Below are 14,916 nucleotides of genomic sequence, written 5' to 3' on the forward strand. Positions count from 1 at the left end.
AGGGGTGAGCGGCTGCGGGCCGGGTCATCGTGACATAACGGGCAGTTGGGGTGGGGTACGACACCGCCGAGTGCGGCCGGGTGGGGGGAGGGCGGGGGATCTACCCCGGCGAAGCCGGATTCGTCAGGGCGATGGCCAGCGGCGTGCGTTCGTAGAGGATCTGGTGGCCGTGGCGTGCGGAGATGAGGAGCCCGGCCTCCTGGAGGGTCTTCAGGTGGGCGGAGACGGTGGAGGGGGCCAGGGACAGGCGGTGGGCCAGGGCGGAGGTGGAGGCCGGCTCGGTCAGGGCGCACAGGACGTCGGCGCGGGCCCGGCCCAGCAGCCGGGCCAGGGCCTGGGGGGCCGGGCCCGCGGGCGCCGTCCACAGGGCGCCGATGCCGCGGGCCGGGTACACCAGGGTCGGCTGCCACGGCGGGTCGTAGCCGCCCACCACCTCCGGCCAGACGAAGGCGCTCGGCATCAGGAGGAGCCCCTGGCCGTCGAGGGAGCGGTCGTGGTGGCCCCGGCGGGCGATGCTGAGGGTGTTCCCCGACCAGCGCAGATCCGGGTGGAGGCCGTCGAAGAGGGCCTCCAGCCCGCCCGCGGCCAGCCGCCGGGAGTGGAACAGGATGTCCGCCTCCAGCAGGGCGCGCAGCCGGGGCCAGTGCGGGGCGACCAGCGCCCGCCAGGCCAGCTCGTAGAGGTCGGCCAGCTCCTGGACCGCCCGTTCGGGGTCGTCCAGCATCCGCCGGCCGGCCGCGCTCTCCAGGGCGCCCGGGGTGCAGACCAGGGAGCGGCGCAAGTCCTCCCGCGCCGATTCGGGATCGGCGGCCCGGACCCGCGCGAGCTCCTCCTCGAAGGTGACCGACGGGCCCGTCGGCGACGGGCTGAGGAAGTCCGGGTTGTGTCCCGTGCGCGGCATCAGCAGCCACAGGGGCCGCAGGTCCAGCCCGGCGGCCGCCGTGCGGATCCCGCGGAGCCAGGGCAGGTGGTACGCGTGGCGCCGCCGGTCCAGCAGGACCCGTACCGCCTCCTGGGTCTCCCAGCGGGGTGAGATCGAGAACCGGCAGCGCATCAGGTCGGCGGGGCCGAAGCGGTAGTGGAAGGGCACGGGTCCCTCCGGGGGTGCGACGGGACGGGCGGGCGGGTGACGCGGTGCGGGCGGGCGGGCGGCGGCCGTGGGCGGGTGCCGATGGGCGGGCCGGGCGGCGGGCCGCCGGGCCGGACTGCCAGACTGCCCGGCTGCCGGGCCGGAAGCGGGTGATTCGGGTGGGAACGAATCTCTGGAACCTCAGCCTAGGCGCCGCCAGGGTGCACCGTATGACCACCGCAGACCCCTCCGCGTCCCCCGCGGCCATGCTCCCCGGCCAGGACTCCCCTCCGGAACCCGCGGGTTACCGGGCCGTCTTCCGGGTCGGGGAGTTCCGGCCGGTCTTCGCCGCGCACCTGCTGTCCGTGCTCGGCGTCGTCGTCGCCGAGATATCCCTCACCGTCCTCGTCTACCGCGCCACCGGCTCCCCCCTGATGAGCGCGCTCACCTTCGCCCTCGGCTTCCTCCCCTACGCCCTCGGCGGCACGCTCCTCGCGCCGCTCGCCGACCGGCTCCCCGCCCGCCGGGTGCTCGTCGGCTGCGACCTCGTCTGCGCGGCCTGCGCTGTGGCCATGGCCGCGCCGGGCACCCCGGTCGCGCTGCTCCTCGTACTGCGCTGCGCGATGGCCTTCGTCGCGCCGCTGTTCCAGGGCACCCGCAGCGCCTCCCTCGCCGACATCCTCGGCACCGGCGACGCGTACGTCCTGGGCCGCTCGCTGCTGCGCATGGTGGCCCAGAGCGCCCAGCTCATCGGCTTCGGGCTCGGCGGACTGCTGCTCACCGTGCTGGCCCCGCGCGGGGCGATCCTCCTCACGGCCGCCGGCTTCCTCGGCTCCGCGGTCCTGCTGCGCCTGGGCACCCGGGCCCGGCCCGCCCGGCCCGCGGGCGCCGGCTCGCGGCTCTCGCCGCTCGCCGGGCTGCGCGCCGTGCTGGGACACCGCCGGCTGCGGGCCCTGACCCTGCTGTCCTGGCTGCCGCCGCTCTTCGTGGTCGTGCCCGAGGCACTGCTGACCCCGTACGCCACCGGCCTCGGCATCTCCACCGCCGGGCTCGGGCTGCTGATGTGCGCGATGCCCGCCGGAGCCATCGCCGGGGAGGTGTGGGCGGGCTCCGCGCTCACCGCCCGAACGCGTTCGCGGATCACGGCTCCGCTCGCGGCGCTCTCGCTGCTGCCGTTGCTCGTGTACGCCGTCCGGCCCGGCCTGCCGCTCCTGCTGGGGGTGCTGGTCCTGGCCGGGCTGGCCCACGCGTACACCCTCGGGCTCGACCAGTGGTACGTCGAGGCCGTGCCCGAGGAGCTGCGCGGCCGGGCGATGACGCTGCTCAGCACCGGGCTGATGACGCTTCAGGGCGTCGGCATGGCGCTCGCCGGGGTCGCGGCGGAGTTCCTGCCCGTCCACGTGGTGGTGGCGTCGGCCGCGGTGCTGGGCACCGGGGTCGTCCTGCTGCTGCTCGCCGAGGTGCGCCGGACGGACGGGCCGAAGCGTGAGACGGATCCCGCGGCCAAATGACCGCCCGGTAGGGTCTGATGCGTGGCCAAACCGCTCAGCCTTCCCTTCGACCCGATCGCCCGCGCCGACGAACTCTGGCAGCAACGCTGGGGTCCCGTCCCCTCGATGGCCGCGATCACCTCGATCATGCGGGCGCACCAGATCCTGCTCGGCGAGGTCGACGCGGTCGTCAAGCCGTACGGTCTGACCTTCGCGCGCTACGAGGCGCTGGTGCTGCTGACCTTCTCCAAGGCCGGGGAGCTGCCGATGTCGAAGATCGGCGAGCGGCTGATGGTGCACCCGACGTCGGTGACGAACACGGTGGACCGGCTGGTGAAGTCCGGCCTCGTCTCCCGGCGCCCGAACCCGAACGACGGGCGCGGCACCCTCGCGTCGATCACGGACAAGGGCCGTGAGGTGGTCGAGGCGGCCACGAAGGCGCTGATGGAGATCGACTTCGGGCTGGGGGCCTACGACGCCGAGGAGTGCGGGGAGATCTTCGCGCTGCTGCGCCCGCTCCGGGTGGCCGCGGCCGACTTCGACGAGAGGTGACCCTCCTCGCCCCGGCCGCCGGCCCCCCGGGCTGACGCGGGCGGCGCCTTCCCCGGTGGCGGCGTAGGCTCGGCAGGGGCGCCCGTACTGGACCGCGGAGGGCCTATGACCGCGCTCGGTGACCTGATCGAGATCGACGACCGGACCCTGCTGGTCCTCGGGCAGGGGCTGGACCTCGCCCACGGGCAGCCGGACGTCGCCAACGCACTCGTGCACCGGGTCGCAGACACCCTCGTGGTCGTCGACACCGGTGTCACCACGGCCTTCCGCACGGCGCTGCTGGAGGCGACCGGCCGCGTCGGCCCCTGGTCCCGGGCCCTGGTGCTCACCACGCACGGCCACCTCGACCACGTCGGCAACAACGACCTGGCCGACGGCCTGGGCGTACCGGCGGAGCACTGGGTCCCCGCCCCCGACCTGCCGCAGATGCGGGATCCGGGCGAGTACTGGGTCCGGGCCTTCGAGCGGGCGGCCGGGGCCGCGGCGCTGCCCGACCCGGGGCGGACCGCGGCCGGGTTGGTCGCGCTCTTCCGGCCGATGCGGCCCTTGGGCGCGAAGACCCGGACCTACGAGGAACGGCCGCTGGAGCGGATCCGGATCGGTCCGCTGCGGTTCACCGGCTGGACCTTCGCCGACGGCGCGGTCCGGGTGCTGCGCAGCCAGGGCCACTGCGCCGGGCACGTGATCGTGCACCTCCGGGACGCCGGCGTCCTGCACCTGTCCGACGAGGGCAACGGGCCCTGCGGTGCGATGGCCGATGCCGACCAGCTCAAGATCCAGACCGTGCTGGCCTCCGCGGCCCTCCTCTTCGAGCGGGGGGAAGCGGAGCTGCTCACCGACGGGCACACCTTCGCCGTGCGCCGTCGTGCCGAAGCGGCGGCCCACCTGGAAGGCGTACTGGAGCAGGCCACCGCGCTGCAGGGGGTGGCGCTGGGGCTGGCCGGTGAGGGCGCGCGGATCCGGCCGGGCGCGTTCGCGGGGGCCGTCGCGGAGCTGGGCATCGGAGGGGCCAACCCGAACGCGCTGTTCACCGGCATGGTGGCGGTCAACCTGCTCCACGAGCTCGGTCTGCGGCCGGAGTCGGGCGCCGTCGACGCACCCTGGTCCCGGCCCCCGCTGCGCAACCAGGCGCCGCCCGGCTCCGGCTGACCCGGGCGGGCGGCGGGGCACCAACCCGGCCCGCGTCAAGATCGTGCAAACCGGACGGCTAGGCTCGACGGCATGAAACGAAGCGTGCTGACCCGCTACCGCGTCATGGCCTACGTGACCGCGGTCATGCTCCTGATCCTCTGTGCCTGCATGGTGGCGAAGTACGGCTTCGACACCGGCGCCGACCTGACCTTCGCGGTCTCGCAGGCGCACGGTGTGCTGTTCATGATCTACCTGGTGTTCGCCTTCGACCTGGGCTCCAAGGCCAAGTGGCCGTTCGGCAAGCTCCTGTGGGTCCTGCTCTCCGGCACCATCCCGCTCGCCGCGTTCTTCGTGGAGCGCAAGATCCGCGCCGAGGTCGAGCCCCTCGTCGTCGGCGCTCCGGCCGCCGCCCGCGCCTGACCTCAGATGATCCACCCGCCCCCGGGGCGACTCCCCGGGGGTTGGCCATCGACATTTACTAGGACGTCCTAGTAAATTCAGAGCATGGACGCTGACGCCATTGAGGAAGGCCGCCGTCGCTGGCAGGCCCGGTACGACAAGGCCCGCAAGCGCGAGGCCGATTTCACCACGCTCTCCGGCGACCCCGTCGATCCCGTCTACGGACCCCGGCCCGGCGACGCGTACGAGGGCTTCGAGCGCATCGGCTGGCCCGGGGAGTACCCGTACACCCGGGGCCTGCACGCCACCGGCTACCGGGGGCGGACCTGGACCATCCGGCAGTTCGCCGGGTTCGGCAACGCCGAGCAGACCAACGAGCGCTACAAGATGATCCTGGCCGCCGGCGGCGGCGGGCTCTCCGTGGCCTTCGACATGCCCACCCTGATGGGGCGCGACTCCGACGACCCCCGCGCGCTCGGCGAGGTCGGCCACTGCGGGGTCGCCATCGACTCCGCCGCCGACATGGAGATCCTCTTCAAGGACATCCCGCTCGGCGACGTGACCACCTCCATGACGATCAGCGGCCCCGCCGTCCCCGCCTTCTGCATGTACCTGGTGGCCGCCGAACGCCAGGGTGTCGACCCGGCCGTCCTGAACGGGACGCTCCAGACCGACATCTTCAAGGAGTACATCGCCCAGAAGGAGTGGCTCTTCGAACCCGAGCCGCACCTGCGCCTCATCGGCGACCTCATGGAGTACTGCGCGAACGGCATCCCCGACTACAAGCCGCTCTCCGTCTCCGGCTACCACATCCGCGAGGCCGGGGCCACGGCCGCGCAGGAGCTCGCGTACACCCTCGCCGACGGTTTCGGGTACGTGGAGCTGGGCCTCTCGCGCGGGCTGGACGTGGACCACTTCGCGTCCGGGCTCTCCTTCTTCTTCGACGCGCACCTCGATTTCTTCGAGGAGATCGCCAAGTTCCGCGCCGCCCGCCGCATCTGGGCCCGCTGGATGAAGGAGGTGTACGGGGCGAAGTCCGACAAGACGATGTGGCTGCGCTTCCACACCCAGACGGCCGGCGTCTCCCTCACCGCCCAGCAGCCCTACAACAACGTCGTGCGCACCGCGGTGGAAGCCCTCGCGGCCGTACTCGGCGGCACCAACTCGCTCCACACCAACGCCCTCGACGAGACCCTCGCGCTGCCGAGCGAGCAGGCCGCCGAGATCGCGCTGCGCACGCAGCAGGTGCTGATGGAGGAGACGGGCGTGGCCAACGTGGCCGACCCGCTGGGCGGCTCCTGGTACGTCGAGCAGCTCACCGACCGCATCGAGGCCGACGCCGAGAAGATCTTCGAGCAGATCAAGGAGCGCGGGCTGCGCGCCCACCCGAACGGGCAGCACCCGGTCGGTCCGATCACCTCGGGCATCCTGCGGGGCATCGAGGACGGCTGGTTCACCGGGGAGATCGCCGAGTCGGCCTTCCAGTACCAGCGCTCGGTGGAGAAGGGCGACAAGCGCGTCGTGGGCGTCAACGTCCACCACGGCTCGGTCACCGGGGACCTGGAGATCCTGCGCGTCAGCCACGAGGTGGAGCGCGTACAGGTCCGCGAGCTCGCGGAGCGCAAGGCCGGCCGGGACGACGCGAAGGTGACGGCGGCTCTGGACGCCATGCTGGCCGCCGCCCGCGACGGGTCGAACATGATCCCGGCCATGCTGGACGCGGTGCGTGCCGAGGCCACGATGGGCGAGATCTGCAACGTGCTGCGGGACGAGTGGGGCACGTACACGGAGCCGCCGGGCTTCTGACGCCCCGTCGCCCGTGACGCCTAAGGTGGCGGCCATGACAGGCCGCCACCTCCCCGTCCCCGTACACGGGGTGACTGCCCGCGTGCTCATGCAGACCAACTGCGGGCCGTACGCGTACATCGCCGCCGACTTCGAGCCGCCGGGCCGGGACGGGCTGACGGAGGTCCTGAACGCCGTCCCGGCGGAGCGCCGGCTGCCCGAGGTGTACCTCTCCTGCGTGCGTGCGGGCATTTTGCGCGGCCTCGACGGGGTGGTGGCCTCGGTGCTGCTCACCGACGCCCGTGTCCACGAGGTGGACTCCTCGGAGTACGGCTACCGGCTCGCCGGGCTCGAAGCGGGCCGGGCGGCCCTGGTGGCCTCCGGCCTGCTGCCGCCGGAGGAGGCCGACAGCCTGCGCTGGGCCGACTGGCCGGGGCGCCCGGGGCCCTGGCCGGGCCACAATCCGCGCTCGGAGGCGCTGATCGCTTCGGCGCCGGCCTGGTGCGAGGACTTCCTGCCCCTGTCGGACGGCGGCCGGCCCGCCGTGGTCACACCGCCGGTGCGGGGCCGGAAGGGGCGGCGGCGGAACCCTGGAGGCCGTACATGAGCAGGGCCGTGAAGGTGGCCACCCACAGCTCGTCCACCGGCTCGGAGCTGACCAGCGCACGGTGGACCACCGTGCCCGCGATCACGTCGAAGATCAGGTCCGTGGTGTGGGCGGCGAGGGACTCGTCCTCCTCGTAGGGGAGTTCGCCCCGGGCCTGCGCCCGTTCGCGCCCCAGTACGACGAGACGTTTCTGCCGGTCCACGATCGCCGACCGGATCCGGTCCCGCAGGGCCTCGTCCCGGGTGGACTCGGCGACGACCGCCATCAGGGCGGTACGGGCCTCCGGGCGCCGCAGCAGCGCCGCGAACTGGAGCACCACGTACTCGATGTCGGCTTCGAGCGAGCCCCGGTCGGGGAGTTCGAGGGAGTCGAACAGCTCCGCGACGGCGTCCACGACCAGCTCGCTCTTGCCCGACCAGCGCCGGTAGAGGGTGGTCTTCGCGACCCCGGCCCGCGCCGAGACGTCCCCCATCGTCAGCTTCGACCAGCCCAGCTCCACGAGCGCGTCCCGGGTCGCGGCGAGGATCGCGGCGTCCGCCGCGGCGCTGCGCGGGCGGCCGGTGCGGCCGGGCGGGCAGGAGGTGTCCGAGCTGGGGTTGCGCATGGCCGAGACCATACCCGCCGGTAGCAGAGGCGACCGGCCCCCCGGGCGTGTGGTTCAGATCACGGGGCGCGGGCGGGCCGGGGGAGTTACGCTACGACTCGTAGCGTAAGAGCGACAACCACGCGAAGAGCTACCGGCGCCAGGTGGGGACCCGGCGCCACAGCACGACGGTCACAGCACGACAGGTACCGCGATCGGTTCGTTTCGGCCGATCTTTTTCGTCGGCGCGCGCACTCGGGGGAGGATGTACGCATGCAGCCCAGAAACATGTCCATGAGCGGCGTCGTCGACCTCGCCGCTGTGAAGGCGGCCGGCGAGGCCAAGGCCAAGGCGGAGCAGGCCCGCGCCGACGCGGCCCGGAAGGCCGCTCAGGGCGGTGCGCCCGCGTCCGCCGGGGCCGTTCCGCCGTCCGCGCTCGTCTTCGACACCGACGAGACCCGCTTCGAGAGCCACGTGGTACCGCTCTCGGGCGAGGTCCCGGTCATCCTCGACTTCCGCGCCGAGGGCTTCGAGCAGGGGCAGGAGCTGAGCCTGCTGCTGGAGCGGCTCACCATCGAGGCGAACGGCCGCCTCGCGCTGGCGGCCCTCGACGTCGCGGCCAACCAGAACCTGATCCGCGAGTTCCGCATCCAGGCCCTCCCGGCGGTCTTCGCCGTGGTCGCGGGCCAGGCGATGCCGCTGTTCCAGGACTTCGCGTCGGAGGGCGAGGTCCGCGGGGTCCTGGCCCAGCTGGTCCAGATCGCCGAGGAGCGCTTCGGGGTCGTCGGCGTCGAGGTGGACCCCGGCGCCGAGGGCGCCGCCGCCCCGGGGCCGGGCGCCGTGGAGGCCGAGGAGCAGGCCGGTCCGTACGACGCGCTGCTCGACGAGGCGATCGAGGCGCTGGACGCGGACGACCTGGACGGCGCGGTGCGCGCGTACAAGAACGTCCTCGCGGCCGATCCCTCCAACACGGACGCCAAGCTGGGCCTGGCCCAGACGGAGCTGTTCGTCCGGGTCAAGGACATGAACCCGCAGGCGGTGCGCGCCGCGGCGGCCGAGAACCCGCGCGATCCGGCGGCGCAGATCGCCGCGGCCGACCTGGATCTGGCCGGCGGTCACGTGGCGGACGCCTTCGGGCGGCTGGTGGACACCGTGAAGGTGACGTTCGGTGACGACCGGGACGCGGTGCGCGTGCGGCTGCTGGAGATGTTCGAAGTGGTCGGTCCGGACAGCCCGCTTGTCACCTCGGCGCGTACGGCGCTCGCGAGGGTGCTGTTCTAGACCGGCACAGGACCGACACAGCACCGGCACATGCCGGTGATTTGTTGACACGGAGATAAACAGCGGCCGCACTTTGCCAAAACTTGGCAATCGCGGCCGCTGTTACTCGCAGTAAATCGAACCCCGTGAACTGTCCGGTGTGTTCACTCTTCCCCCGATCTGTCGTGGCCCTTGGTGACACCCTGTGTTGCTGCCCGACAGGGGCAGGACTCCCTCAGGTTATCTGGCCGTTACCCGCCAGTAACGAACCCCCTTGTGCCCCGGCCGTGAATGGACCACGATCGGCGACGCTCGGTCCTTCCCGCAGAGCCGCTCATCCGGAGCCGCGGTGGAGGGTCCCCACCGGGCCGGCCGGTGGCAGTGGCACCGGCCGTGGGACAGGGGGGTCTCCGTCACACGGCGGGGCCTGTCCTCCAGGTTGCGCGAACGCGTGGCCAAGTGGTTGTCGCTCGGGGGTGAACGCCGGTGTACGGACGCGGCATTGCCGCGGCTCGGCCGCTCGCGCTCCTTCCCGAGGACGTAGCACTTCTCCCATCCCAGGACGGGCACCGCCCGGACCGGAGATGTACGTCCGAGAAGGAGGAACGAACATGATTTCCCAGATTCGTGGCGGGACCAGATGGAAGCGCTTCGCGCTCGTCATGGTGCCGAGCATCGCTGCCACGGCGGCGGTCGGAGTGGGTCTGGCGCAGGGTGCCCTCGCGGCGTCCTTCAGCGTCTCGGGCCAGGACTTCAAGGTTTCTGCCGACAAGCTCGACGGCAAGGACCTGATCCAGTACGGCGGCGTCGCCGAGGGGCACAACCTCGACGGCACGGCGGCTCACCACCCGGTCACCATCTCCGGGTTCAGCCACGCCGAGATCACCAACATGTGCCAGTCGCTGGTCACCCCGACGCCGCTCGGCAACATCACGCTGAAGCTGACGACGGGCACCAAGGCGGGCAAGCCCGCGGTGGCCGACAACATCTACCTGGATGTTGCGGAGCTCGACACCGACGCCGAGTTCACCAACCTGGACATCGGTGTCGCGGTCGGCGACGCGTCCCACAAGACCAAGCCGCAGGCCGGCACGGTCGCCAACAAGTACGCGTTCTCGCAGCGTGCGGACCGCGCGATCCTGTCGAACGTGCGCCAGAAGGCGTGGGCGACGACGGCGGGCACCTTCAAGCTGCCCGACCTCAAGCTGCGCCTCCTCGGTGGCGACCAGCCCTGCTACTAGGACGAGAAGTAGTCGTTCCCGGTGCATAACCGGACGGGCGGGCGGTGACGGCAGTAGTCGCCGTCGCCCGCCCGTCCGGGCTCCACATAGTTCTCAGTACCACCCGTTTCCAGGGAGCTGTTGTCCATGAACCCCCAGGCCCCGGTTTACGTGCGCGCCGAAGACGACGCCTGGCTTACCGCGGTGTACTACCGCTTCCACGCGTGGAGCGGTCACCGCCCCTTCTGGGCGGGTCTGTTCACGCTCCTCAGCGGTGCTCCGATCCTCTACTTCCCCTACGGGGACGTCCGTCTCGGCAATGTCACCCTCGCGATGGCGACGACGACCGGTGCCGGTTCGCTGATCATCGGTGTGCTCCTGGTGACGCTGGGGCTGACGCTCTGGTTCCAGCAGGGTGTACGGATCTTCGCGGGCGTCGCCTCGATCCTGCTGGGACTGGTGTCCATCCCGGTGTCGAACCTCGGCGGTTTCGGTCTGGGCATCATCCTCGCCCTGACCGGCGGAGGCCTCGCGCTGGCGTGGGTGCCGGGCAAGCCGGCGGACGAGACCGGCCCGGGGGACACCAGGGATCCGGCCCACGCCGTGAACCTGGGCAAGGCCGAGGCGATGGCGGCCCCCCACGGGGTCCCGGGACAGCGCGAAACGGAAACGGCCGCATACGCGAGCGAGACGACTGCCCACGCCGATGGCGGGAGGAACAGTGCGGGGTGACGAAACGCAACGGGGCGAGGCTCCGGGTGCTGAGTCCCGTGAGAGGAAGGGCCCGCGCCACGCGGCGCCCAGGAAGTCGCTGCTGACCAAGATCCAGATACCCGTCGGCAAGACGATGGCGCTGGCCGCCATGCCGACCGCGGTCTTCGTCGGCATGAGCATGGCGCCGAAGCTGGCCGTGGCCGACGACAAGGACATCCCCTTCGCGCCCGGTCCGTGCGTGACGCGGTCCGACGAGCCCGCGGAGTCGCCCTCCCCGTCGGCATCGAAGAAGCCTTCCAAGACCCCGTCCAAGACTCCGCGGACGACGCCCTCACCGGGCAAGTCGCCCACGGCGGTGCCTTCGCCGAGCGCGAGCCCGTCGGCCTCGAAGGGCGTCGAGAAGCCCGGCGTCAAGCCGGCGGCGGTGCCCCCGGCCAAGGTGGCGAACCCGCTGGACCCGCTCGGCGTCGGCGAAGCGGTCAAGGGCCTGTTCGACGAGCTCGGCAAGCCCCTCGCGGGTACCGCGGCAGCCCCGACCCCGACCGCCACCGCGACCAAGGCGTCCGCGCCCGCCGCGGACCCGACCGCGGCCGCGATCCGTGACGCCGCGAAGACGGCCGGCGCCACGGTCTCGGAGCTCTCCGAGGAGGTCAAGGGCACCAAGGCCACCCCGAAGGACGAGACGGGCAAGACGAAGCCGAAGCCGAAGCCGAAGCCGGAAACGGCCACGGAGGGCCCGAAGGGCAAGAACGGGAAGGAACCCTTCCCCTGCCCGACCTACGACGCCAAGGCCCTGGCCGACGCCGAAGTGGAGCAGGGCATCCCGCTGCTCCCGGACGAGCCCTGGTACCTGGACAGCTCGCTGCTGACCCTCTATGGCCTCGACTACGAGGGCATCGTCGAGGTGAAGACGGCGGGCGGCAAGACCAAGACCGTCCTGAAGTTCACCGCGGACTCGCTGGACATCAAGGACCTCTACCAGACGGTCGGCAAGGGCAAGAACGTCGCCCACCTGAAGTCCCGTCCGGGGTCCACCTCGAAGATCCGCGGGGCCAAGGTGACGATGTACACCGAGAGCCTCAAGGGCAACCTCTTCGGGATCATCCCGATCGAGTTCAGCCCGAAGAGCCCGCCGCCCCTGAACGTCCCGTTCGCGTTCTTCACGAACGCCAAGGTCGTCCAGGCCGGCCAGTTCGGCGGCACCCTGACCGTCCCGGGCCTCAAGAACTACATCGGCCCGGAGGAGTAGACGCGTACGGCCTCGCGCGGCCGCACGCACCGAGGGCGGCACCCGGATCCTCATCGGATCGGGGTGCCGCCCTCGGTCTCTGTGCGGCAGAGGCTGTACGGGTGGAGCGAGTGGAGCGGTGCGGGCGAGGTCAGTCGCGGGCGCCGCTGCCCAGGTGGTGGACCCGGACCATGTTGGTCGTGCCGGGGACGCCGGGGGGCGAGCCGGCGGTGATGATCATGGTGTCGCCCTTGTTGTACCGCTTGAGCTTGAGCATCTCCACGTCCACCAGGTCGACCATGGAGTCGGTGTTGTCCACGTGCGGGACGACGTAGGACTCGACGCCCCAGCTCAGCGTGAGCTGGTTGCGGGTGCCGGCGTCGGTGGTGAAGGCCAGGATCGGCTGGTTCGCGCGGTAGCGCGACAGGCGGCGTGCGGTGTCACCGGAGTGGGTGAAGGCGACCAGGGCCTTGCCGTCCAGGAAGTCCGCGATCTCGCAGGCCGCGCGGGCGACGGAGCCGCCCTGGGTGCGGGGCTTCTTGCCCGGGACCAGCGGCTGCAGGCCCTTGGACAGGAGCTCCTCCTCGGCCGCCTCGACGATCTTCGACATCGTCTTGACGGTCTCGATCGGGTAGGCGCCGACCGAGGACTCGGCGGACAGCATGACCGCGTCCGCGCCGTCGAGGATGGCGTTGGCGACGTCGGAGGCCTCCGCGCGCGTCGGGCGCGAGTTGGTGATCATCGACTCCATCATCTGGGTCGCGACGATCACCGGCTTGGCATTGCGGCGGCACATCTCCACGAGGCGCTTCTGCACCATCGGGACCTTCTCGAGCGGGTACTCGACGGCGAGGTCGCCACGGGCGACCATGACCGCGTCGAAGGCCGCGACGACGCTCTCCATGTTGGCGACGGCCTGGGGCTTCTCGACCTTGGCGATGACGGGGACCCGGCGGCCCTCCTCGTCCATGACCTTGTGGACGTCCTTGACGTCGTTGGCGTCACGCACGAAGGACAGGGCGACCATGTCGCAGCCCATCCGCAGGGCGAAGCGGAGGTCGTCGACGTCCTTCTCCGACAGGGCGGGGACGTTGACGGCGGCACCCGGCAGGTTGATGCCCTTGTGGTCCGAGATGACACCGCCCTCGATGACGATGGTCTTGACCCGGGGGCCCTCGACCTCGGTCACCCGGAGCTCGACGTTGCCGTCGTTGATCAGGACCTGGTCGCCCTTGGAGACGTCGCCCGGCAGACCCTTGTAGGTCGTGCCGCAGATGGACTTGTCGCCCGGGACGTCCTCGGTGGTGATGGTGAACTCGTCACCGCGGACGAGCTCGACGGGACCCTCGGCGAAGGTCTCCAGGCGGATCTTCGGGCCCTGGAGGTCGGCGAGGACGCCGACGGCACGCCCGGTGTCCTCGGACACCTTCCGGACGCGGTCGTACCGCTCCTGGTGTTCTGCCTGGGAGCCGTGGCTGAAGTTGAATCGGGCCACGTTCATACCGGCCTCTACGAGAGCTTTCAGCTGCTCGTAAGAGTCGACGGCGGGGCCCAGCGTGCAGACGATTTTGGAACGGCGCATGGAGCGGATCCTATCGGTTTGTTTCGTAGCGGAATATTCCGTCTGGCGGAAAGTCCAAAGTGACTACCCGGTAACCAGCGCGTACGTCTGGCTGGCGATCTCCAGTTCCTCGTCCGTCGGGACCACGGCCACGGCCACCCGTGCGTATTCCGCGGACACCAGGCGCGGCTCGGGGGACCGTACCGAGTTCGCCTCCAGGTCGAGCGCCAGGCCCAGTTCGGCCAGACCGGCCAGGGCCATCTCCCGGATATCGGAGGAGTTCTCGCCCACGCCCGCCGTGAAGGCCACCGCGTCCACCCGGCCCAGGACCGCCGAGTAGGCGCCGATGTACTTCTTCAGGCGGTGGATGTACGAGGCCAGCGCCAAGCGGGCGGAGGCGTCGCCCTCCGCCGCCCGCCGCTGCACCTCGCGCATGTCGTTGTCGCCGCACAGACCCAGCAGACCGCTCTTCTTGTTGAGCAGCGAGTCGATCTCGTCGATGGACATGCCCCCGACGCGCGCCAGGTGGAAGACGACGGCCGGGTCCAGATCGCCCGAACGGGTACCCATGACCAGGCCCTCCAGCGGGGTCAGCCCCATGGAGGTCTCCACGCAGACCCCGCCGTGCACGGCCGAGGCCGAGGCGCCGTTGCCCAGGTGGAGGACGATCACGTTCACGTCCTCCTCGGCCTTGCCGAGCAGCTTCGCCGTGGCCCGGGCGACGTAGGCGTGCGAGGTGCCGTGGAACCCGTACCGCCGGATGGAGTACTTGTCGGCCGTCGCGGCGTCGATCGCGTACCGCGCCACGTGCTCCGGCATGGTCGAGTGGAAGGCCGTGTCGAAGACGGCGACCTGCGGCAGGTCGGGGCGCAGCTCCCGCGCCACCTCGATGCCGGTCACGTTCGCCGGGTTGTGCAGCGGGGCGAGCGGGATCAGGGCGCGGATCTCGGCCAGGACCGCGTCGTCGATGAGCGTCGGGTGGGTGAACTTGGTCCCGCCGTGCACCACCCGGTGGCCCACGGCGGCCAGCTCGGGGGAGTCCAGGCCCAGCCCGTCGGCGGCGAGCTCCGCCGCGACGGCCCGCAGCGCCGCCCCGTGGTCGGCGATCGGACCGGTCGTCACGCGCTTGCCGCCCGCGGCGCCCGGACCGGTCAACGGCTCGTGCACGAGCCGGGAGGTCTCCTCGCCGATGCGCTCCACCAGGCCGACCGCGAGGCGGGAGGAGTCCGCCATGTCGAGCAGCTGGTACTTCACCGACGAGGAGCCGGAGTTGAGGACGAGTACGCGCGATGCGGTCACGATGAGGGTCTTTCCTTT

Annotated in this window: 14 protein-coding genes; 10 read left to right on the forward strand and 4 right to left on the reverse strand. The window is 71.5% G+C overall.

Annotated features, from left to right (window positions below; all coding sequences use genetic code 11):
• Positions 1 to 100 precede the first annotated feature (100 nt).
• Positions 101 to 1,090, reverse strand: coding sequence for a DUF5937 family protein (locus tag ACFYM0_RS30840; protein ID WP_388506999.1), 990 nt, complete (start codon positions 1,088 to 1,090; stop codon positions 101 to 103).
• A 245-nt stretch (positions 1,091 to 1,335) separates the two neighbouring features.
• On the opposite strand from ACFYM0_RS30840, the gene ACFYM0_RS30845 reads away from it, so the two are divergent.
• The 6 genes from ACFYM0_RS30845 (at position 1,336) to ACFYM0_RS30870 (ending at position 7,033) form a co-directional block, all read left to right on the forward strand.
• A complete protein-coding gene (locus ACFYM0_RS30845; RefSeq protein ID WP_388507124.1) occupies positions 1,336 to 2,580 on the forward strand; it encodes an MFS transporter in 1,245 nt (414 codons plus the stop codon).
• Between the two features lie 21 nt (positions 2,581 to 2,601).
• Positions 2,602 to 3,111: a MarR family winged helix-turn-helix transcriptional regulator gene (locus ACFYM0_RS30850; RefSeq protein ID WP_388507001.1), complete on the forward strand. Its 510-nt coding sequence runs from the start codon at positions 2,602 to 2,604 to the stop codon at positions 3,109 to 3,111.
• A 105-nt stretch (positions 3,112 to 3,216) separates the two neighbouring features.
• Complete coding sequence (locus tag ACFYM0_RS30855; protein ID WP_388507003.1) at positions 3,217 to 4,260, forward strand: MBL fold metallo-hydrolase; 1,044 nt, start codon at positions 3,217 to 3,219, stop codon at positions 4,258 to 4,260.
• 72 nt (positions 4,261 to 4,332) lie between these two features.
• Complete coding sequence (locus ACFYM0_RS30860) at positions 4,333 to 4,662, forward strand: DUF3817 domain-containing protein (RefSeq protein WP_388507005.1); 330 nt, start codon at positions 4,333 to 4,335, stop codon at positions 4,660 to 4,662.
• 84 nt (positions 4,663 to 4,746) lie between these two features.
• A complete protein-coding gene (locus ACFYM0_RS30865) occupies positions 4,747 to 6,447 on the forward strand; it encodes a methylmalonyl-CoA mutase (RefSeq protein ID WP_388507007.1) in 1,701 nt (566 codons plus the stop codon).
• Positions 6,448 to 6,481: 34 nt separating this feature from the next.
• Positions 6,482 to 7,033, forward strand: coding sequence for a hypothetical protein (locus ACFYM0_RS30870; protein WP_388507009.1), 552 nt, complete (start codon positions 6,482 to 6,484; stop codon positions 7,031 to 7,033).
• Here the strand turns inward: ACFYM0_RS30870 and ACFYM0_RS30875 are convergent.
• Positions 6,975 to 7,637 carry a TetR/AcrR family transcriptional regulator gene (locus tag ACFYM0_RS30875; RefSeq protein WP_388507011.1) on the reverse strand — a complete coding sequence of 221 codons (663 nt, stop codon included), beginning with the start codon at positions 7,635 to 7,637 and terminating at the stop codon, positions 6,975 to 6,977. The two genes, ACFYM0_RS30870 and ACFYM0_RS30875, sit on opposite strands and share 59 nt — an antisense overlap.
• A 252-nt stretch (positions 7,638 to 7,889) precedes the next feature.
• Here ACFYM0_RS30875 and ACFYM0_RS30880 point away from each other — a divergent pair, with 252 nt between their 5' ends.
• The 4 genes from ACFYM0_RS30880 to ACFYM0_RS30895 all read left to right on the forward strand — a co-directional run bounded on the left by ACFYM0_RS30880 (position 7,890) and on the right by ACFYM0_RS30895 (position 12,059).
• Entirely contained in the window at positions 7,890 to 8,897 is a 1,008-nt protein-coding gene (locus tag ACFYM0_RS30880) for a tetratricopeptide repeat protein (RefSeq protein WP_388507013.1), read from the forward strand.
• A 590-nt stretch (positions 8,898 to 9,487) separates the two neighbouring features.
• A complete protein-coding gene (locus ACFYM0_RS30885) occupies positions 9,488 to 10,117 on the forward strand; it encodes a DUF6230 family protein (RefSeq protein ID WP_388507015.1) in 630 nt (209 codons plus the stop codon).
• A gap of 126 nt (positions 10,118 to 10,243) precedes the next feature.
• A complete protein-coding gene (locus tag ACFYM0_RS30890; protein WP_388507017.1) occupies positions 10,244 to 10,828 on the forward strand; it encodes a DUF6114 domain-containing protein in 585 nt (194 codons plus the stop codon).
• A complete protein-coding gene (locus ACFYM0_RS30895; protein WP_388507019.1) occupies positions 10,818 to 12,059 on the forward strand; it encodes a hypothetical protein in 1,242 nt (413 codons plus the stop codon). The genes ACFYM0_RS30890 and ACFYM0_RS30895 overlap by 11 nt, the downstream gene beginning before the upstream one ends.
• Positions 12,060 to 12,189: 130 nt before the next feature.
• Here the strand turns inward: ACFYM0_RS30895 and pyk are convergent, their stop codons facing one another.
• The gene (gene pyk, locus ACFYM0_RS30900) at positions 12,190 to 13,620 is read right to left on the reverse strand and encodes a pyruvate kinase (protein WP_388507021.1); all 1,431 of its coding nucleotides are present in this window, start codon (positions 13,618 to 13,620) and stop codon (positions 12,190 to 12,192) included.
• Positions 13,621 to 13,683: 63 nt separating this feature from the next.
• Positions 13,684 to 14,898 (reverse strand): acetate/propionate family kinase, encoded by a 1,215-nt coding sequence (locus ACFYM0_RS30905; RefSeq protein ID WP_388507023.1) that lies wholly within the window; start codon positions 14,896 to 14,898, stop codon positions 13,684 to 13,686.
• Positions 14,899 to 14,916: the final 18 nt, after the last annotated feature.

It is taken from the genome of Streptomyces sp. NPDC006487, assembly GCF_042870555.1.
GTDB lineage: Bacteria > Actinomycetota > Actinomycetes > Streptomycetales > Streptomycetaceae > Streptomyces.